The sequence below is a fragment of the Aneurinibacillus migulanus genome, from assembly GCF_001274715.1.
GTDB classification, from domain to species: domain Bacteria; phylum Bacillota; class Bacilli; order Aneurinibacillales; family Aneurinibacillaceae; genus Aneurinibacillus; species Aneurinibacillus migulanus.
Window position 1 is genome coordinate 3,460,343 of sequence record NZ_LGUG01000004.1, and the last position, 19,543, is coordinate 3,479,885.

The window sequence follows — 19,543 nt, forward strand, 5'->3', positions numbered from 1 at the left end:
CGAGTTGCGCAATAACACGGGCATCTTTTGGATCGTTCTTCGTTGGTGAATTATCATCCAGCTCTTTTGACTTCTTTACATGCATCGGATTAACGACCACGACCGGAATCCCGCGGCTTCGCAAGAATGCTGCTAAAGTCATCCAGTAGTGTCCGGTTGGTTCCATTCCGACAAGAAGCTGTGTTTTTTCGTGTTCCCTCATTATGTTTTTCATCCAGTGACAGAACGCTTCGAATCCCTCACGCATACTTGGGAAAGAAAAAGCTTTCCCATACATGAGACCGCGATCGTTTTGTGCGCGTGCTACATGTTTGTATTTAGCGATATCTATGCCAATAATCAAGGTAGATTCTGTGATTTGAGAAATGCGTTGATTTTGTGTATAATTCATGGTGAGTACCTCCTCTGTTATTTCGAGGTCACGGCCGTGACACTCTGTATGTTAACAGGAGGTACTTTTTTTATCCACTCGCATTTTCATTCATTACAGGAATGCTCCTAATAAAACAAAAAGCCAATTCCAAATTGACATCCACTCTTCCCCTAGTAACTAGGAGCGGACGTAATCTTTCAAATAAATCCATTTCTCATAGGCACATGCCGCTTCCGTAAAAACGATCAAAGAATACAATAACAGGGGTAAACAGATAAACCTACTGACCGATGAAAGCAGGTGAATTCTGATGGCAAACTCATGTAGTGTTTCTACTCATTCTGCTTTTGTAGGCGTTTTTAGACCTTGTGATGGCACAGTTATCCCCGTCCTTCAAACAGTTACCGATCGTCCCGATCGCCTTCCCACTGTGACAGTACAAATCGTAAACTTAAGCTGTCCCGTGACATTGATCGTAGAACATCAAAATAGCACAATCCCCATTATGCGCACAATCGATCCAGATGTAAGCATTTCATTAACTGTCGATTTGGTACGAAACGTATCGGTTGAATGCAGTACCAGTCCAAACAACTCATGTTTTTTTAACGTACTTTTAAACATATCCAACTGCATTTGCTGCTGAATCACCTCTTCTGTGGAAGAAGTGATTCTGCATGCCAGTCACCAATCCATACCCCACTGACACTGTACTGTACTATACGTCATCCAAATAGCACAAGAACAAGGATGCACAGACAAATATATTGATAGAAGAAAGAAGGTGAATCGTATGAGAAAGATTTGTAAACCAGGTACGCCTGTCATATCATGTCCTCCTTCAACCATACAGAAACAATGCGATGTGTTTACTCATTTTCCTTTCATATCTATTAGCAGAGCTTGTGATGGTGCAGTCATTCCCATTTATAGGACATTTACAACAAGCCTCCCCACTGTGACAATCGATATCGAAAACTCTGGTACTTGTCCCATAACGGTGATTGTAGAACATCGAAACAGCCCTATTCCTATCATGGAAGTCATTCAACCTGATCTAGATTTTGCAATGACTGTCGAGTTTGTAACAAGCATATCGGTTCAATGCAGTACCAGTACTGAACCTGAAAATGAATGTAACTTTTCGGTAGGTTTAGACATATCCAACTGCATTTGCTGCTGAATCACCTCTTCTGTGGAAGAAGTGAATCTGCATATCAGCAACGAATTCATGTCCCACTGACACTGCACTGTACTACACGTCATCCCAAAAGCACAAGAACAAGGATACACAAATAAACGTGTGGACAGAAGAAAGCAGGTGAATCCTTATGGCAAATCAATGTGATATTTTTACTCACTCTGGTGGTGGATTTCTATTTGATGGAATATGTGATGGATCAATACTGACAATCTATGAGGCATTTACAGCAAACCTTCCCACTGTGACAATTGACATAAATAATCAATCAACTTGTCCCATAACGGTGATTGTAGCACGTCAAAGCAGTCCCACTCCCATTATGGAGGTTGTTCCAGCCGATACAGATTTTTCATTCACTGTCGATTTGGTACAAAACATATCGGTTCAATGCAGTACAGGTGGCGGCACATGTGAATTTTTCGTAGAGTTAGACATATCCAGCTGTATGTGCTGCTAAATCGGTTTCCTGATTCGCTCCCAAGGCTTTTTCTTTATGTACGGCCTTTCCTTGTTAAGGGGAGACAATAATTATAATGAGACCGATATAATTATTTTTTTGCTCTCTTCTCTACTCTAAAGAAGAGGTTTTTCCTTTAAAAAAGGGCTCTCGCCAAAAGCGCGAATTTTGTACGCTAAACGTTTCCTTAAATGGTCGTTTTTAAAACTTTGCTGTTATATCAGGGATTTGGGCTTAGCGTACAGTTTTCGAGTTTCGCTGTTGAGACCCCTTTCTCTTCGACATCGAATTAGACATAATCTTTCAAGTAAATCCATTTCTCATAGGTACATGCCGCTTCCGTAAAAGCGTTCAGAGAATACAATAACAGGGGTAACCGGACGCATATACTGATAGATGAAAGCAGGTGAATTCTGATGGCAAACTCATGTAGTGTTTCTACTCACTCTGCTTTTGTAGTGATTAGCAGACCTTGTGACGGCGCAGTTATTCCCATTTATCAACCACCTACCGAGCTCCTTCCCACTGTAACAATTGAGATAGAAAACATTGGGGATTGTCCCATAACGTTGGTTGTAGCACGCCAAAATAGCACAACTCCGATTAGAATAGTAGTTCAACCCGATACAGATTTTGTAGTAAATGTCGACCTTGTAACAAGCATATCGGTTCAATGCAATACCAGTACTGAACCTGAAAATGAATGTAACTTTTCGGTAGGTTTAGACATATCCAGCTGTATATGCTGTTGAATCACCTCTTCCCTAGAAGGGGTGATTCTGCATGTCAGTCACCAATCCATGCCTGACTGACACTGCACTATACGCCATCCAAATAGCACAAGAACAAGGATACACAGACAAACATATCGATAGAAGAAAGAAGGTGAATCCTTATGGCAAATCAATGTAATGTCTTTACCCACGATCATTCCGTGTTTATTAACAGACCTTGTGACGGCGCGGTCATTCCCATTTATAGGACATTTACAGCAAGCCCCCCCACTGTGACAATCAATATCGAAAACTCTGGTACTTGTCCCATAACGGTGATCGTAGAACGTGGAAACAACCTTATCCCTATCATGGAAGTCATTCAACCCGGTCTAGATTTTGTAATGACTGTCGAATTTGTAACAAGCATATCGGTTCAATGCAGTACAGGCGGCGGCACATGCGAATTTTTCGTAGAGTTAGACATATCCAGCTGTATGTGCTGCTAAATCAGTTTCCTGATTCAATCCCAAGTTTCTTTCTTTAATTTATATCTTCACTATACAAACAAAACGATACAAGCAAAGTCAATTGAACAGGTTTCTTTGAAAATTTCCTCTAGCACAAAGGGGACAAAAATATACGCCATATACAGCCAAAAAATCAGACATCTTCCCTCTACCTCCACCGTTTGATGTAGTTTGGATGTTGGATAGTACCAAACACTCTTATACGCATAGTCACGCATCCTCTTAAACATTATCAATTTTTAAACAACAGGAATAAGGAGTTGATGTTCAGTGAGTGAAGGAATCAAATCCCTTCTTCGGAAACGTCTACGGCAACAAAAGATGTTTACAATGATTGATCTCCTCGATAACAATGCCGGTAAACAAGAACTGCTGGAGCTACTCGAGAAAACAATAGTGGAGAAAAACCCTCGTACCCAAAAGATGATGTCCCATCCTCGTCTCCATAATAAAAACTCGGACATATCGGCGAATATGAACAAGAAAAAATTCTTCTATCGAGATGCAAAATATCGACCAATTTATATGTTAATCGAGGTATTGTATAAAGAGTCCAATCGCATCCCTCAAGAAGAGCAAGGATGGACATAAAGATTCGCAATAGCGAAAAATCCTGTGAAAACACAGACCTAACAGAAAGATTTTGGGTATAAAAAAGGGGCTCTTTCCCCTCTTCTTTGCCCTTTTTTTGTATCCAAAACATCTCTAAAACAAAAATATTGAAATTGATGTTTTTGAAACCATGCGAGAGATATAGTACGCTTCCTTCTCTTGTATGTACTGAATATCTTTTTTGATGTAAAAATAACCCAAATCCCGTATGCATAAGTCATTTGCTTCCACGGTTGATACACAGAGAGAACCGTAGGTGCGATCATGTTGCTTACCAGGCCCTGTATGAATATGAAGAAATTGTCCGCTTAGGAGATCGTATTCAAGTTGAATCTAAAATACGAATACGTTTGAAAGTAGAGGTATAGTGAGAGGGAAACGGACTCGGCACAGCTAACTTTTGGCTTAGAAGTTGGGTGTTGAGGCTTCTAAACAACTACATAAATGATGCCTATTCAACAAAGGAGGCGATTCTTCAATAAGGAATCGCCTCCTTTAGTTACCATGGTTAATTGGTACTTGCTTAATTTTCCGAGCTATCATAAAGCTCAAATGCACGTAATGTCTTTTTCATTTTCACTTGCTCTGTTTGCTCTGTTTGCTCTGTTTCTTTTTTTCGCTTGTTCATTTCCTTATGCTCGTTCACATGTTCGTCTCGTGAAATCCATGCTTTGAAAGCATCTTGCGATTCCCATTTTGATACATATACAAATTCGACCATATCCTTGTTTTCTCTGCGCCAGCATTCGAAGGAAAGGATTCCTTTAGCCTGTGCCAATTGTGCTTTATCTTTTTCACGCTTCTTCACAAGACGCTCCTCGTACGCTTTTTCAATTTCAAAAGTAGCTGTATTCACAAACATTTTAATCATCCTTTTATAGGCTTACTTTTAAGTCTTCCTTACTAAAACTTTATATCATGCTAAATACGAAGTTGATTAGAGTAAAGACCATAATAAAATCCGCGTTGATTCAGTAATTCATCATGATTACCTTGCTCAATCAATTCTCCATCTTTAATAACTAAAATACGATCGGCCTGCTCGATCGTCTTCAATCGGTGAGCGATGACAAAGCTCGTTTTTCCCTTTGTCAGATTACGAATTCCCTTTTGGATTTCAACCTCTGTTCGTGTATCAATATTAGAAGTTGCTTCATCCAGGATTAAAATATCGGCATCTGCCAGGATTGCTCTTGCAATAGAAAGCAGTTGCTTTTGCCCCTGACTTATATTCGCCCCGCCAGATGCAATCATTGTGTGATATTGATCTGGCAAATGCTTGATAAACCCGTGAGCTGATGCTGTTTTTGCCGCTTGTATGACTTCTTCATCCGTAGCATCCAGTCTACCGTAGCGGATATTTTCCATTACCGTTCCGGAGAATAAATAAGGATCCTGTAGGACAATTCCGATTCTTTTACGTAAATCTCCTATTTTATAATCCTTACTTTTCCTACCGTCTATGAGTATTTCACCTGAATTAATATCATAAAAGCGCATAAGTAAATTAATGATGGTTGTTTTACCAGATCCTGTAGGTCCAACTAAAGCAATCATCTCACCAGCTTTTGCTTCAAAATTAATATGTTGCAGGGCCTTTCTCCCGTTGTTATAGCTGAAATTTACATTGGTAAACTTGATATCCCCTCGAAACCTACTAACAGAAACAGCATCGTTTTTATCTTTTAAATCAGGCACTTCATCCATCATTTCAAAAACACGTTCTGCCCCTGCAAGAGCGGCTTGAATCGAATTAAGTAAGGTTGACATTTGATTGAGCGGTCTTGAAAATTGCCTTGAATATGTAACAAACGAAGCGATGATCCCAACCGTTATCAGTCCTTTTAACGCCATAATTGCTCCAACACCAATGACGAGCCCTAACCCTAAGTTACTGAGAAAGTTATTAGATGGTCCAAGCAACCCTGAGAATATGTCCGCGCGCATCGCAGATTGACGTAGTCGTTCATTGACAGTATGAAATTCAGTAAGTGTATCATGTTCTTTACCAAATAATGTAATGACTTCACCGCCGCTAATGGATTCTTCAATAAATCCATTTAGCTCCCCTAAATCCTTTTGTCGTTTCGAGAAATTTTCCCGACTTACCCGAACAATTTGTCTAGTTACAAAAAGCATCAATGGAATCGTAATAAAAGATACAATCGCTAATACCCAGTTCAACGAAAACATGGCGATGATGACACCTGTAACAGTTAAAATTGAAGAAATGATCTGGATGACACTTTGACTCAACGCTTGGTTCAGGTTATCAATATCATTCGTGAATCGACTCATTAAGTCTCCATGTTTATGCCGATCGAAAAAATTTAAGGAAAGCGTCTGAAGCTTTATGAACAAATCCTTACGAAGGGTACCAATTGTTTTAAGCGAAACATTGACCATCATATAGGCCTGCAGCCAAGTAAAAAGGGAAGCAGTTAAATAAATCCCAAGCAGCATTCCTGCCATTCTAATCGTACCAGGCACATCTTTCGGGATAATGTAATGGTCAATAATCACTCCAATATAATAAGGGCCTGATAAACTCAATAACGAGGAAAGGCTCACAAATAGTGTTGATAATAGCAAAGCAACCTTCTGCTTCTCCATATAGTTCCAAACACGGAGCAAGGTCCCTTTCAGATCCTTCGCTTTGGCTGCTGGACCGGATATTCGCCCTTTTGGCCCTCCTCCACCTGTTAATTGCTGCATTTTTGCAATACTATTGGTTTGGTTACTCAACAACTACCCCGCCTTTCTCTGCCTGTGTATGGTAAATCTCTTGATAGAGAGGGCAGTTTTCAAGCAACTCACGATGTGTTCCATTGCCAATAATCTTACCATTGTCCATGACAAAAATTTTATCTGCATGGATAATCGATGAAATTTTCGAGGCAATTACAAATGTTGTTGTGCCATCAAAATCAGATTCCAATGCTTGTAGAATCCTAGCTTCTGAATTAGCATCAACTGCAGATGTGGCATCATCCAAAATAAGAATTGGCGGCTTTCTAACAAAGGCTCTTGCAATCGATAACCGTTGCTTTTGACCACCTGACAGATTTGTCGCTCCTTGAGTGAGTGGATGATCAAATCGATCCTCAAACTTCTCAATGAACTCTGCAGCACATGCATGTTTAGACGCAATTGCCAACTCTTCATTCGTTGCTGAAGTTTTACCAAATTTAAGATTGTTTTCGATACTACCAGAAAACAAAATCGGTTTTTGGGCAATATAGCCAATCGATGAACGAAGAGATTCTAGCGTGATATTCTTTATATTGATGCCGTCTATGAGAATTTCACCATGATCAACATCGTATAATCTCGGCAATAGCTTCCCTAATGTGGTTTTCCCGCTTCCGGTTGGACCAATAATTCCAATTTTCTCTCCTTTAGAGACCGTAAATGAGATATGTTTGAGAACCTGTTCACCATTTTTGCTATACGAAAAAGAAACGTCCTTAAACTCTACGTATCCTTTAATAGTAGAAATCCGTTCTGAACCTACGATACCTTCCATTTCATTTTTTGTCTCTAACACTTGCTGAAGCCGATCAGCGGATGGAAATGCACGTATCAATTGCATAAGAACCATACTACTCGACATTAATGCCATTAAAATAATATTTAAATAGTTGATAAATGCGAGGATTACCCCAACTTCGATGGATCCTTCACCAACCCGTATGGCCCCGAGCAAAAGCGCCGTAACAATTCCAATATTAATTACAAACATTAAAATCGGCATGAGGATCGTAATCATTTGGTCGGCTGTTGTCATTGTTTTTGTTAACGAATCATTTACCTTCTTGAATAGGCCAATCTCATAATCCTTGCGCACAAACGCCTTCACAACTCGTATCCCTGCAATGCTTTCCTGCAGCTTTGTATTAAGCTGATCCATTCCTTCCTGCACTCGCTTAAACCATGCTCCTGCTTTTCTTGAAAGAAGAATAATGAAAAATAACAGGACCGGGATAAGAACAAAAAGAATCGGAAAAAGCTCGGGAGCCTGAAAAAAGACAATAATGATGCTTCCGATAAACAGAAGTGGCCCCCTCACAAACACACGAAGTGTCATCATTAACGCTGTTTGAACCAATGAAATATCGCTTGTAACGATCGTAATTAATTTTCCCGTGCCAAACGAGTCACGGTTTTCACTTGAGAAATGTTCTATCTTTTTAAAAACATCCTGCCTGATATCCGTTGCAAAATTCACGGACGCACGTGTACTGTAAATCGTACACCCAACCCCGCCGGCCAATCCGATGATCGCAACAGCAATCATAAGTATTCCCATTTGTACAACATATGTCATATCGTCATTTGCAATCCCGCTATCAATCATTTTTTGCATAATGAGGGGCTGCAAAAGATCCATCGTTACCTCCAACGCCATTAATAACGGAGCAAGTACAACAAAAAACGTATAAGGCTTTGTGTATATTAACAACTTTCTAACAGATTTCACTCATCATACTCCTACCTAGCATTTTGTTATTTCCCCCGCATGAATGGGCAACAAGCTCGCCATTTAAGACTTAAAGGAATCAAGAATAAGTGGGGATCACCCGATAAGTCCATTAACCATCAGTGGAGGATGAAGTCCCTCCTTCACTGATGGAAGTTTTCTTTATAACCAGCTTCTCTGACCAGTTAATCAGCTCATTCCTTCCATTTTTTATAATCGACACCAGCTCAAACGCAAGTGATGGATCTTGCAATACGCTTCTCATTGCATATTGAAACTCCAATTGAAATTTCGCCATCTCTTCCCGCAGCAGCTCCGCTTCCTTTGATTGTTTCCACATTAAACGGAGGCGCCACTCCTCCCAAAACACTTCGTCTTCATTGTGAACAATGTCTGATAGAAATTCCAGGCCATCATGATTTAACGTGTACACCTTTTTATCTGCTTGCTCATCAACTGAAATCAATCCTTTTTCAAACAAATCCTGTAAAGCAGGATAAATCGTTCCCGCACTTGGGGAATAAAAGCCTTCGCTTCGCTCTTCCAATAGCTTCATCACTTGATAGCCATGCCGTGGTTCTTCCTTAAGAAGCTGGAGGATAGCTAGTTGAATGAGACCTCTTCGCTTTGTGAATTTTGTTTTGATTTTTTCTCTAAGGTGTGGGGGTTTTTCGTAAAGATGACGTGCTTTTTTTAAACCTTTTTCCGTTATTGAAAACGTTCCCTCGTTATTTAGGATGATTTCCTCACTAAGTAAATAATCAATCACATGATTTAGATTTGGAATTTCATCGCTTAGGATATGTAGCAATTCCTGCTTATTCATGTCCTTACGGCTTATATGTGTAAGGATTGTAATAATGTCCTGTTTTTTTAAAGCTAACATAAGGCACCCCCAATATGGTTTATCTATTACGATAAATATTAATCGATATAAATGAGTATTACAATAGATATATCGATTATTTTTTTCGATATAAAAAAGAGTTAGTATATGACTAGATCCTCTTTTTAACATTTTCTCTTATTGATTCAATAATATTGTCCGATAAATTGTGGTAAAGCCCCTAATATGAATGAAAGCAGAATAGTAAAGGAAAGTTAAAGGGAATACTTTTCATCGTAGAGAATATGTACAGAATAGGAATTGAAATACGCACTTTCTGGTGAAGGGAGAAATCTCATGAATAAATTGGTAAATGACAATCTGTATGAAACGAGAAATAACCTAGTAAAGGAGATTACTTTATTAAGTAATGCTCAATTTAATAGTAAGCCTGATATGAATAAGTGGAGTATAGCACAAGTTTGCCATCACTTAGTTTTAGTGGAAAAGGCATCTATAAAGGCTATTACATGGGGATTAAAAGGGATTGACAGTGCTCAAAAAGAACGTAAAAAAGTTCACCTTATATTAGATAGAACGAAAAAGATCAACGCTCCAAAAATCGTTGAACCAGATGTAGAACCATTTGAAGTTCAGCAAATAATTGATTTGTTAAACGATTCGAGAAAAAAATTGATAACTTTTCTTAGTACTATAGAAGATAAATCCATATTGGCGGAAAAATCAGTGAAGCATCCTGCTTTCGGTGAATTACCACTTGATCAATGGATTGAACAGATATATTTACATGAACAGCGACACATAGAACAAATAAAAGAGATAAAATTACTTTTAGATGCGAGGCACTAAACTTATGGTTATAAACAGATTCTTGTTTAAGTAAAGGGTAATTAGCCTATCAAAAAAGAAATTTTAACTTTGTAAAATATTATACTTGAAGTAACGGGTGCAAGAGTTCAAGATTTAGCTACCATCGAAGTAGGTTTTCTTTGTAAGCGATCAGAGCAGGATAATTTAAATAAATGAATCAATTTCATATAAGAAAAAAAATGCTAAAACGGAAATTCAAAAAACTGAGATATCCCTTACCAACTATACACATCTGATTTGATACATCGACAAATTCTTGTGGTGAGAGGGAAGAAAAGAAGGAAGGGCGGAAAAGATACGTTTGCCTTTCTTCTGCTGGAGCGCAGGGCGCATCCAACCTCTTCTTTTTCTGAATCACCTCCTTCCAACCACGCTCCCCTGTTAAAATATCAAATGTAATTTATATAGTACAGCAGTAGATGTTACCATCCTCTGCTGCCTAGGCAAACGTTATCGTGCTTAACAAAGGGGTTCAGCCATCGCCATCAAAGGCTCAGAAAGTAACGTATACGGATGGAAACTATTCACACCCAAAAGGATCGCCTGCCGCCCCAATGCAGAAGGAAGATGGCAGGCGATAACCTTTTCGCAAGAATCCATTGGGTAAGTCATAGTGAACTTCCGTTAAAGTGAATCGTGAGCCAAAGCGATCTTCCCCCCACGTTCGCTAATTAATTGTAGCCACAGTTGCGTCTCACTTCATCCACTTTAAGACGTTTCAGCAAGGTACTCCTCCGATCGTATCAAACATAAAGACCAATTCCACTGTTGGCCGAACACCATCCAGGTCGTATGCAAGAATTTCATCTGCTCCCAAGCCGTGTGCGAATTCACTTCTTTCATAGCCTTAAAAACTCCACTGTCCAGCAAGTTATTTGAAGGTCTCCACGCAACTATCATTTTCAAAAGATTAGGAGACTATCTTTCCAAATGATAGCCATGAAATGGTTCATCGAATTATTTTGCTTTTATTCCTGTACCACATAATGGAATGACAATTCTTTCGTTCTGATTTTGCTCATACTCAGAAAGATACCTGGGAAAACCGGCATAGGTAGCAGCTTTCATTGGCTCTACATAAAATCCTTTTTTGGCAAGCTCTTCTCTTGCTTGCTCAATTTTTTCTTCAAGAGCTGTGATGATAATTCCATTTGTATCAGCAATAGCCTTTAATATTTGCCGGTGGCGAGCTGGAAAGCCAATTGCAATTCCTTCCGCTGCAGTGCCGCTATTTACAACCGGTTCCGCTTGGTCCTTTCCTTCTGCAAACGCTCGGACAAGCGGTGCGCAGCCTTCTGCTTGAATAGCCACAAAGTGCGCATGTTGGAAATTATCCCGCAGCGCAAGAGCTCCTTAAATCCGTAATAGGCACCTAATAATAATGTTCCGTTCCCTACAGGGACAATGATCGTATCAGGCACTTGTCCATTTAGTTCTTCTCAAATCTCAAAAGCATATGTTTTGGTTCCCTGATAAAAAAATGGATTATAAACATGGCTGGCGTAAAATACTTGGATTTTCTCGACGGCTTCCATCGCTGCTGCGGCAGTGTCTTCCCGGCTTCCAGGTATCGCGTGTACAGTGGCTCCATGTGCTTTAATTTGTTGCAATTTTTTAGGTGATGTATTTGCCGGCACATAAACATCACAAGTCATACCTGCTCGATTGGCGTATGCAGCAAATGCTGTTCCTGCATTTCCACTGCTGTCAGCAATAACACGTTTTACGCCAATTTCCTTTGCTTTTGCAATAAGTAGCGCCGCGCCTCTATCCTTAAAAGATAATGTAGGCATCATGTAATCCATTTTCAATAAAATATGAGAAGAATCTGAGTCTAACGGAACCATAGGCGTACAGCCTTCCCCTAACGTAATGTGTTCATAAACAGATGAGGAATCCCAAAAAGGAAGTGCCTCTTTATATCTCCACATCGTGGCAGGACGTTTTTTAATTTCCTCTATCGGGAAGTTGACTTCATATTCTTCTACATTAAGAAGCCCTCCACATGGACAGCGCCATAATAACGTTTTAGGGTCGTGTTTTTCTCCACAATCTGAGAAACCTGTTAAATGGAACAAGTTTCTTTTATTATAGCGTTTTGCAAGTATGTCTAGAAAAGGAAACTGTCTGGACAATGCATGTGTAGAAAACTTCTTTGGACATTTTAATTCAGAAGTAATGTACCTCCATCACTTTCAAAAAAAGAAGAGTTATTCAAGCGATAAAAACATATATTTATTTTTATAATACAAAATTTTTGACCCAGTTGGCGATGTCTTTAATAATCACCAAGGGGACATTGGACGGTTGGTAATAATCTGTTCCGGTCGATACACCGTCATATTCGGTCAATAGGTGAGTTACTTTAGGATACGTTTTATACGTTACATCCTGCCGGTTCTGTAAAGATCTTTTCCAATTTTCAAACTGAGCTATAGGCACCTGCCAGTCATTATCTCCTTGTAGGACGAGCATAGGACCTTTTTGATTTTTTGCTACTTCGGCTGGATTGTAGTTTCTTTGTTCAAAGAACCAGTATGCCTGTTGTGGAATAGGAAACTCTTTAGGCAGATTATCTATTGAATACTCTGGATCGTTCACGTATTTCGCAATGTTACTCCACATCACCATAGATTGCTCGGCCACATCCGTTGGTTTTCTCAGGCTTTTTAAACGTTTAAGCAATTCTTCGGACTGATTGACAATGGCATCTGGGAATTTTTCACTCGGTCCGGCCAGCACAATCGTACCCGCTATGTCATGATTTTTATCTTCGTTTATCATCATCGGTATGGTATATCCACCTTGACTATGTCCGGCTACGAAGATTTTCTTTGGATTAATTCCTTTCACGCCTTTTAAAAACTCTACAGCTCGTATCGCATCATCTACGGTCTCATTTTTAACCGTAAATTTTGGATTCAAGGCGACTTTAAGGTTATGCTCACGCGTAACTTTTTCGTAACGTAGCACGGCGATCTTCTCGTTTGCTAGCCCAACGGCCAAGTCTCGAAATGGCTTCACTGCACCTATTGTTGAATCGCGATCATGGGGCCCCGAGCCTTGTACCAGAACGACGACTGGAAAAGAACCTTCGCCGATTGGCATGGTCAATGTTCCAGGTAGTGCAAATTCTCCATCTCCAATCACAACTTCTTTTTCCTCATAATTAGTTGGATTATCGTATAATGGTTTATTAAACGTTACAGATGGGAGAATGGGTGGTATATAAAAATCGTCGATTAATCCATTTTTATCGAATCTGATAATGATTTCGACTGGCACTTGCGTTTTTTCAGCTGCATATTTTAATGTAACGTTCGTATGGACAGCATTCTTATCCACTTGGGATGATATTTGCTGCTTAAGATGCCCGAAATATTGCGGACCAAGCCAAATTTTTTTCAATAGTTCAGGAGGCAATTTTTGTTTTAACCCAGGTCCAAAATACGTAACAGCTTCGTCCATATTACCTTGGTTGAGTTCTTTTAGAAAAGAGCTAGCAACAGCAGCATAGTCATCCGCCGCAATAATCATCTTGTTTTGTTTGTTATCCCATCCTATATGGGAAGTAAGTGTTTGATTGATAAAACCAAGTGGAACATACATGTTGCCGTTGACGCTTTGAACGATTTGGCCTACATCAATTGTTGCCCCATCCAGCGTTGCCCTCTTTTCACCGATTTTTAAAATTAAAACGGTAGACCCCTTTGTCACTTTAGCGGCTCTCGCTTTCTCGTCCCATTCAATCAGTGCACCTAATGCCTCAGCTACCGTGCGAACCGGAACTAATTCCGATGCATTGACAGATGAACCTGTTACCTGTGACTTCGCTCCTGTACTAACTTCTGCATAAGCTGCTGCAGAAACAGCCGTAAGTGCTAGTGAGGTCGCCAGTGAGGCAGTTACCAGTTTTTGATATAGTTTCGATTGCTCCCTCCTCAATCTCCCCACTCCTTATTTTTTAGCGTTTATAATTAATACTTAGCTTGATAATAAAAGACCAGTGAAGCCCAGCTTCCCATTTGGACTAAAAGCAGTATTCCTAATGCGCTGGCAACTGAAATACCGACTTTGAGAATGACCAGAAAAAATAAAATATACATAGTTACTAATGTAACTTGCCAGGAAGTCGCCCGAGCTTTATCTCGAATAAGGTAATATCGTTCATCCAATCCGCGATTTTTGTGCGCTCTTTTTCGTTCAAAAAACCACCCCGACAAACCTAAAGCAGCGCCGCCGAATAAACCAATCAATGCTCCAATTGTTTCAGTCATAAGTTTTCATCTCCTTCGAATATGAACAAATCTTCAATCTGACATCCGAATGCCTGTGCTAGCTTATGGGCTAAGATAAGTGATGCATTGTACTTTCCATTTTCTAATGAAATAATTGTTTGCCTAGATACACCCACCTTTTCGGATAAATGCTCCTGTGTCCATCCTTGTTCTATTCTTTTATCACGTATGTTATTTTTCACATCTCACCTCAGTAAAGCAAACTTTACGTAAAGCATACTTTACAAAAACCGATAATGTCAAGTCGACTTTACGTTTTTTAGAGTAAACAGCTTTCATAAATTTGGGTATCCAATACTCTCGTCCCTAACATCCCATAAACAACTTGGCTATTATTTTGTTAATTCTAGCTTGATGGCGATGTAGCACTACCTCTTTTTCCAAATTACATTTCGCTTTGATTATAGCGAATCACGTGTTATTTCTTGTTTTCGTTGAATAGCTCATAAACACCATGAGTTGTAATATATCTTTACCAAATCATCTTTTGAACATCAACTAGCTAAGGTTTTCACAATATATATTCATTCAATTCAGTCAGTTTAATGTGCATTATACCTAGTTTTCAAATATCAGCATTGTTATGCTGTAGCCTTATCTTTTATCGACTCTAACGATTTTTTATCAGAACGAAGCGTTATGCCGACAATTGTAGATAAAGTCAATAAAGCAATCAAAAACCAGAAAGCAGCATTGTACGAACCATTGAACATACTAATTAAGAAACCAATTACTGTAGGAGATATCGTGGATCCAATCTGACCACCAAAATTAATTAAACCAGTCCCCGTTCCGATGAATTCCTCTGGTAAATTTTTAAGGGGTAGTACGAAAACAGTTGATTCTACAAGATTCATGGACATCTTGCACAATGTCATATATGTTACAGCAAGTACAACAGATGGAGTATTAAACATTAAATATAAAAATAATGCAGCTAAAGAGGCTCCAATAATGATTAAATACTTTTCACGCCCCACCATAAACTTATCAAGAATCCAACCACTCGCAATCGAGGTAACAAAACCCATAAGGGGCGCAATTGCTGTGGAAAGACCCGCGGAAATTAAATCCATATGCCGAACATTTACAAAATAAGAAGGCATCCAACTGTTGAGCCCCCAACCTGCAATGGTTATCCCAAAAAATATAATAACCAATTTTTGCATAGTTGGTATTTTTAGTAGTTGTTTGACTGATACTTTGTTTGCGGTTTGTTTCTTGCTATTTTCTCTCTCTTGTGTAGATGGTCGGACGTAAAGCCAAAATAGTATAGAAATCACAACTCCAATGAAGCCAAGAAAGATAAACATGCTTCTCCAGCCATAAGAAGTCACTACCGCAGCAACAACAAGTGCCCCCACAGCACTTCCAATAGAAGTAGATGATAACAAGAGTGTCTTGGCTCTAGCTCTTTCTGTCTTAGGAAAATGTTCTGCAATAGCCACTGAACTTGCAGGGGGAAAGCTACCTTCCCCGATTCCAAATAAAATACGAATCACGATTAACGAAATAAAGGACCATGCAATTCCCGTTAGAGCAGTAAATAAAGACCAAAGGATGATAGCCATAATTAATATTCTCTTTGATCCGAATTTGTCAGCCAACCAACCTCCAATTGGCTGCATGAATGCATAACCGATAAAGAAGCTACTTAGCACAAGCCCTACTTGTGTTGGACTTAGATTGAAATCTTTCGTAATGGGTATAATAGCAATGCTCATAGATACTCGATCCAAATAACCAACAAACCAGGCAAGACATAAGAGTCCAAGAATTAAATACTTATTTTTATTCTTCACACGTTCCATCCTTATTCACTTCCGTTTCTACGTAGGGTATTAAATTGATACATCTATACATGTTGTTAACTATCTTCTTTTGAAAACCTTTTCAAATCCTGATAACATCAACATTTGAATCGTAACAAGTGGGCATGGGAGTACCCACTCGTTACTTACCAACCTATCAAAATAGTAAGAGAATCTAATACCAACATGTCACAAATTCATTTTTTATTCTTTAGGAAGAGAATGTATAACACTTATACTCATATTGATTTGGTGGTCCAATTGCTATCCAAAGTTGTCCCTTGGTAGGTTGAGCAATCACAGATGCAAAAGTGATAATATCTGCTCCATTGTCCCCAGGAGATTGCTTCGCTTCATCTCCTGGCATCTGACATAAACAGTGCGGATAATTCTCGCGATCCCGTAGTATATCTTGCATAACATGTACATTTAGTTTTCCGTGATTTTCTTCTAACAAAGTATGCATACGATGGAGTCGAACCTGAGAATTCTCTAATTCTACTCCACTCAATCTTTCCTCATTTAGTAAGCTTTCCGCAGTATAGTGATTCGAATGAGCAAGCAGACCATTGACCGGCGTTACAAGTGCATCCCTGCTTGGTGTATTCTCTAGTACAGCAGATACACCATGTTTATCTAACATAATAAGATTTCTTGAAGAAGCTCTATGGAGATTTCGTATAGCTACAACAGCCTCGTTTACAGAGCCACACGTTAAAACCAATCGAGAAAACAGATAGCGAGGGAATCCTACTCTCCAATTATCACAAGTAAGGAAATTAGCAAATACCCCAAGTCCTGCATTATTAATCCCGATATATGAAATCTGACCCGCTGGAGTAAGCATAAGACATGCAGGGCCGTCATTAGGTACAAACTCTATAATCACACCAAGCTCTGAATAAAAAGCAGGCAGATCGGCATTTTGTCCGATCAGCGGTACCCCATCTGAAGTCGCTTCCTCCATAGCAGCAAAAGTGGTACATTCATTGACTGCTCGAAAATCACGATTTACCTCTGCTCTTATTTGGAGCAGGTAGGCTTCTCCCAGTGATATTCCTGCTCCTTCGGCTACTCCCTGAATCTCTTCATCAAGAAATGGGGTAAACTGTTTGACATAGGAACGATATTTTAAAGCTGCCTCCTCAATGACCTGAATGTGCGAAATATTCGCCTTGGATTGCAATCGTTCAAGCACATAGTCAAGATGCTTCTTAATCAGCTTTGAACATGCCTCCCCATATTGTTGACCGATTTGGCGATGTGTCCCACTAAAACGATAAAATGGAAACGTTTTTGTTGAGCGATTACCTGTTGTAGCTTTTTTCTGTTGCAACATGCTATTTTCTTTTCTCCTCTCCATTAACTTCATGAAAATCATCTTTCGTTTTGTGCTATTTCCTAATTTAAAAATGACCCTTTTTCCACCGATATGCTGAGCGTTATATCATGATTAGAAAATGGCACATGCAAAGGTACTTCTGAAAATGTGAGAATATAATCATTATTTGAATTGTATCACCAGACAATTATTTAAGTAAATTTAACGTTTTTTCAAAACTCATTTAAATTTTTTAAATGTTGTTCAACGTATGACGTAACGAGTAAAATCCAGAATGGGTCATCAACAAATATGAAATGATATACTATGTTATAAAGTGAATTTTTATGTAGCGTAAGCATCACACCCCTTTAAGGTGGGGTAAATATTCATGAATAAGGATGAGGCGTAGATGGATGAGAGAGATTGTTTACTATTGCAATATCTTTTTGAAGAGAAAAATATAACGAAAGCAGCAGAACATCTATATATTACACCAGCAGCATTGCTATATAGACTTAGACAAATAGAGAAAAAATTCGGAGTACATATTACTATAAAAAACGGAAATAAAATTACAATTACTCCAGAAGGTGAATATTTAATCCATCGTGCAAAACATTCTTTATGGGAATGGCGTAAAACAAAAGACTATTTGTTAAATATGGGAAATGAAGTTCAAGGTACGCTAAGAATTGGTGTTTCAAGGGTTATTGCCTATTATCAACTTCCAACCATCCTACTAAATTTTTTAAATATGTACCCTAAAGTAAATCCGAACGTTGACACAGGTTTAAGTGATGAGATATTTAAGTTATTACAAAATGAAAAAATACATCTCGGAATCGTCAGAGGCGATTACAAATGGTCAGGACCAAAATATTTATTAAAGAAGGAAAACATCTGTATCATTTCAAAAGACAAAATGAATATAAATGATTTACCTAAAATACCTAGAATTAACTACAAATTGTATTCTTCCTTAGACGAACAAATAAATCATTGGTGGAACGAGAAGTTTAATCGACCTCCTCTTATTACAATGCAGGTTGACAATTATGAGACTTGTAAAGAAATGGCAAGGAGAGGATTAGGATATGCCATTATTCCATCTATTTTTTTAAATCCAGACGATCGAATGTATACTATAGATTTAATGTTAGAAAGTGGACAATTAATAACGCTGAATACCTGGATATTCTATACAGAATCATCATTACAATTGGCTACCGTTCGTAAGTTTATAGACTATATCCATTCATTAGATTTAAATGAGAAGTTTTAACCCTCCCTCTATAGCCATCAAGTTAAGGTTCAAAAGCTTTCAGCTTTTGAACCTTTTATCCATTCCTTATCTACAATCATGATTTTTTTCCATGCCAAAGAAGCCCCCTTATTATCCTTTTTAAAATTCGCTATCAACCAACCGATCAGGAATCAACCTGGCAAAGCTTCCAGCATATCAAAGGGACTCTTCTTATTACATCTCTTTGATTTTTTACCATTTTTCCTTATGAGATCATACAGACCATCAAAAAAGGCCGTGATTTTTTTGTGCGTTTTAAACAAGTGAATATAAATATTGGCTAACACTTCTTTCACAAGATATACAGCTTCTTTTGCTACCTCTTTAACGGATGTGTTTGTGATATAAGCGTAAATTGGATGCGTTTGGCGATGTTTGGAGGTGTGTTTTATCTTTTTTCGTCGTTGGTTCCACTTTTCTTCTCTGCCTCTTTCTTGTTTTTCCGTTAAACGATAAAGAATGAGGCGTGGTTGCGAAGTTCTCTTTTGACTGATATATACATGATGTACTTCCACGGTTTCTCCAGGTGCCAAGTCTTTCATGAAATCCTCTGCACATTTCGGCTCTTCTGATCGCTCTTTGGTAAGGTATATTTTGACGTTATGCTTGACCCTGGAAATATAATAACCACCTTGTTCATGAATGGATTTTAGCCCATCTAATGAGAATCATGAAACAGTAAATCTCCTGGTTGTACAGCGATTTCGTTTAGATGTTCAGA

Annotated in this window: 19 protein-coding genes and 2 pseudogenes; 6 read left to right on the forward strand and 15 right to left on the reverse strand. The window is 38.7% G+C overall.

Annotated features, from left to right (window positions below):
• Both AF333_RS18355 and AF333_RS33805 read right to left on the reverse strand, forming a co-directional pair.
• Positions 1–391, reverse strand: a 391-nt coding sequence (locus AF333_RS18355) for an IS110 family transposase (RefSeq protein ID WP_152968242.1), incomplete at its 3' end; no start/stop codon positions are given.
• Between the two features lie 465 nt (positions 392–856).
• Entirely contained in the window at positions 857–1,024 is a 168-nt protein-coding gene (locus AF333_RS33805; protein ID WP_158502333.1) for a hypothetical protein, read from the reverse strand.
• 680 nt (positions 1,025–1,704) lie between these two features.
• Between AF333_RS33805 and AF333_RS33000 the strand changes: the two genes are divergently transcribed.
• The 3 genes from AF333_RS33000 to AF333_RS18365 all read left to right on the forward strand — a co-directional run bounded on the left by AF333_RS33000 (position 1,705) and on the right by AF333_RS18365 (position 3,868).
• Positions 1,705–2,034 (forward strand): S-Ena type endospore appendage, encoded by a 330-nt coding sequence (locus AF333_RS33000; RefSeq protein WP_139189140.1) that lies wholly within the window; start codon positions 1,705–1,707, stop codon positions 2,032–2,034.
• 895 nt (positions 2,035–2,929) lie between these two features.
• Positions 2,930–3,256: an S-Ena type endospore appendage gene (locus tag AF333_RS37545; RefSeq protein WP_407638654.1), complete on the forward strand. Its 327-nt coding sequence runs from the start codon at positions 2,930–2,932 to the stop codon at positions 3,254–3,256.
• 291 nt (positions 3,257–3,547) lie between these two features.
• Positions 3,548–3,868 (forward strand): hypothetical protein, encoded by a 321-nt coding sequence (locus tag AF333_RS18365; protein ID WP_043064899.1) that lies wholly within the window; start codon positions 3,548–3,550, stop codon positions 3,866–3,868.
• Positions 3,869–4,000: 132 nt separating this feature from the next.
• On the opposite strand, the pseudogene AF333_RS32050 reads toward AF333_RS18365, so the two are convergent.
• From AF333_RS32050 to AF333_RS18385, 5 genes and pseudogenes are all read right to left on the reverse strand, one after another.
• Positions 4,001–4,304 (reverse strand): annotated as a pseudogene (locus AF333_RS32050) (transposase); the annotation flags it as partial.
• A 108-nt stretch (positions 4,305–4,412) separates the two neighbouring features.
• Positions 4,413–4,751 (reverse strand): antibiotic biosynthesis monooxygenase family protein, encoded by a 339-nt coding sequence (locus AF333_RS18370; RefSeq protein ID WP_043064898.1) that lies wholly within the window; start codon positions 4,749–4,751, stop codon positions 4,413–4,415.
• A gap of 59 nt (positions 4,752–4,810) precedes the next feature.
• Positions 4,811–6,604: an ABC transporter ATP-binding protein gene (locus AF333_RS18375; protein ID WP_043064908.1), complete on the reverse strand. Its 1,794-nt coding sequence runs from the start codon at positions 6,602–6,604 to the stop codon at positions 4,811–4,813.
• 22 nt (positions 6,605–6,626) lie between these two features.
• Positions 6,627–8,369 (reverse strand): ABC transporter ATP-binding protein, encoded by a 1,743-nt coding sequence (locus AF333_RS18380; RefSeq protein WP_043064897.1) that lies wholly within the window; start codon positions 8,367–8,369, stop codon positions 6,627–6,629.
• A gap of 112 nt (positions 8,370–8,481) precedes the next feature.
• Complete coding sequence (locus tag AF333_RS18385) at positions 8,482–9,255, reverse strand: helix-turn-helix transcriptional regulator (RefSeq protein ID WP_052811887.1); 774 nt, start codon at positions 9,253–9,255, stop codon at positions 8,482–8,484.
• Positions 9,256–9,552: 297 nt separating this feature from the next.
• On the opposite strand from AF333_RS18385, the gene AF333_RS18390 reads away from it, so the two are divergent.
• On the forward strand, positions 9,553–10,065 hold the full coding sequence (locus AF333_RS18390; protein WP_043064896.1) for a DinB family protein: 513 nt from the start codon (positions 9,553–9,555) through the stop codon (positions 10,063–10,065).
• A gap of 258 nt (positions 10,066–10,323) precedes the next feature.
• Positions 10,324–10,485 carry a hypothetical protein gene (locus tag AF333_RS35705; protein ID WP_235496588.1) on the forward strand — a complete coding sequence of 54 codons (162 nt, stop codon included), beginning with the start codon at positions 10,324–10,326 and terminating at the stop codon, positions 10,483–10,485.
• A 60-nt stretch (positions 10,486–10,545) separates the two neighbouring features.
• Here the strand turns inward: AF333_RS35705 and AF333_RS35710 are convergent, their stop codons facing one another.
• The 7 genes and pseudogenes from AF333_RS35710 to AF333_RS18420 all read right to left on the reverse strand — a co-directional run bounded on the left by AF333_RS35710 (position 10,546) and on the right by AF333_RS18420 (position 17,534).
• Positions 10,546–10,698 (reverse strand): hypothetical protein, encoded by a 153-nt coding sequence (locus AF333_RS35710; protein ID WP_170206987.1) that lies wholly within the window; start codon positions 10,696–10,698, stop codon positions 10,546–10,548.
• A 345-nt stretch (positions 10,699–11,043) separates the two neighbouring features.
• Positions 11,044–11,933 (reverse strand): annotated as a pseudogene (locus AF333_RS18395) (threonine synthase).
• 394 nt (positions 11,934–12,327) lie between these two features.
• Positions 12,328–14,040, reverse strand: coding sequence for a stalk domain-containing protein (locus tag AF333_RS18400; protein WP_080787644.1), 1,713 nt, complete (start codon positions 14,038–14,040; stop codon positions 12,328–12,330).
• A gap of 23 nt (positions 14,041–14,063) precedes the next feature.
• Positions 14,064–14,363 (reverse strand): hypothetical protein, encoded by a 300-nt coding sequence (locus AF333_RS18405; protein ID WP_052520363.1) that lies wholly within the window; start codon positions 14,361–14,363, stop codon positions 14,064–14,066.
• The gene (locus tag AF333_RS18410; RefSeq protein WP_043064894.1) at positions 14,360–14,566 is read right to left on the reverse strand and encodes a helix-turn-helix transcriptional regulator; all 207 of its coding nucleotides are present in this window, start codon (positions 14,564–14,566) and stop codon (positions 14,360–14,362) included. Before AF333_RS18410 ends, AF333_RS18405 begins: the two co-directional genes overlap by 4 nt.
• A gap of 399 nt (positions 14,567–14,965) precedes the next feature.
• Positions 14,966–16,195, reverse strand: a complete 1,230-nt coding sequence (locus AF333_RS18415; protein WP_043064893.1) for an MFS transporter — start codon at positions 16,193–16,195, stop codon at positions 14,966–14,968.
• Between the two features lie 211 nt (positions 16,196–16,406).
• Positions 16,407–17,534 carry a C45 family autoproteolytic acyltransferase/hydolase gene (locus AF333_RS18420; RefSeq protein ID WP_043064892.1) on the reverse strand — a complete coding sequence of 376 codons (1,128 nt, stop codon included), beginning with the start codon at positions 17,532–17,534 and terminating at the stop codon, positions 16,407–16,409.
• A 394-nt stretch (positions 17,535–17,928) separates the two neighbouring features.
• On the opposite strand from AF333_RS18420, the gene AF333_RS18425 reads away from it, so the two are divergent.
• Complete coding sequence (locus tag AF333_RS18425; protein ID WP_043064891.1) at positions 17,929–18,801, forward strand: LysR family transcriptional regulator; 873 nt, start codon at positions 17,929–17,931, stop codon at positions 18,799–18,801.
• A 152-nt stretch (positions 18,802–18,953) separates the two neighbouring features.
• On the opposite strand, the gene AF333_RS18430 is transcribed toward AF333_RS18425, so the two are convergent.
• Positions 18,954–19,364 carry a hypothetical protein gene (locus AF333_RS18430; RefSeq protein ID WP_043064890.1) on the reverse strand — a complete coding sequence of 137 codons (411 nt, stop codon included), beginning with the start codon at positions 19,362–19,364 and terminating at the stop codon, positions 18,954–18,956.
• Positions 19,365–19,543 lie beyond the last annotated feature (179 nt).

What these genes read in the sequence shown, in the direction of transcription:
- AF333_RS33000 (WP_139189140.1), top strand. Translation starts at nt 1,705, where the DNA reads ATGGCAAATCAATGTGATATTTTTACTCACTCTGGTGGTGGATTTCTA.
- AF333_RS37545 (WP_407638654.1), top strand. Translation starts at nt 2,930, where the DNA reads ATGGCAAATCAATGTAATGTCTTTACCCACGATCATTCCGTGTTTATT.
- AF333_RS18370 (WP_043064898.1), bottom strand. Translation starts at nt 4,751, where the DNA reads ATGTTTGTGAATACAGCTACTTTTGAAATTGAAAAAGCGTACGAGGAG.
- AF333_RS18375 (WP_043064908.1), bottom strand. Translation starts at nt 6,604, where the DNA reads ATGCAGCAATTAACAGGTGGAGGAGGGCCAAAAGGGCGAATATCCGGT.
- AF333_RS18385 (WP_052811887.1), bottom strand. Translation starts at nt 9,255, where the DNA reads ATGTTAGCTTTAAAAAAACAGGACATTATTACAATCCTTACACATATA.
- AF333_RS18390 (WP_043064896.1), top strand. Translation starts at nt 9,553, where the DNA reads ATGAATAAATTGGTAAATGACAATCTGTATGAAACGAGAAATAACCTA.
- AF333_RS35710 (WP_170206987.1), bottom strand. Translation starts at nt 10,698, where the DNA reads ATGACTTACCCAATGGATTCTTGCGAAAAGGTTATCGCCTGCCATCTT.
- AF333_RS18405 (WP_052520363.1), bottom strand. Translation starts at nt 14,363, where the DNA reads ATGACTGAAACAATTGGAGCATTGATTGGTTTATTCGGCGGCGCTGCT.
- AF333_RS18415 (WP_043064893.1), bottom strand. Translation starts at nt 16,195, where the DNA reads ATGGAACGTGTGAAGAATAAAAATAAGTATTTAATTCTTGGACTCTTA.
- AF333_RS18420 (WP_043064892.1), bottom strand. Translation starts at nt 17,534, where the DNA reads ATGTTGCAACAGAAAAAAGCTACAACAGGTAATCGCTCAACAAAAACG.
- AF333_RS18425 (WP_043064891.1), top strand. Translation starts at nt 17,929, where the DNA reads ATGGATGAGAGAGATTGTTTACTATTGCAATATCTTTTTGAAGAGAAA.
- AF333_RS18430 (WP_043064890.1), bottom strand. Translation starts at nt 19,364, where the DNA reads ATGAAAGACTTGGCACCTGGAGAAACCGTGGAAGTACATCATGTATAT.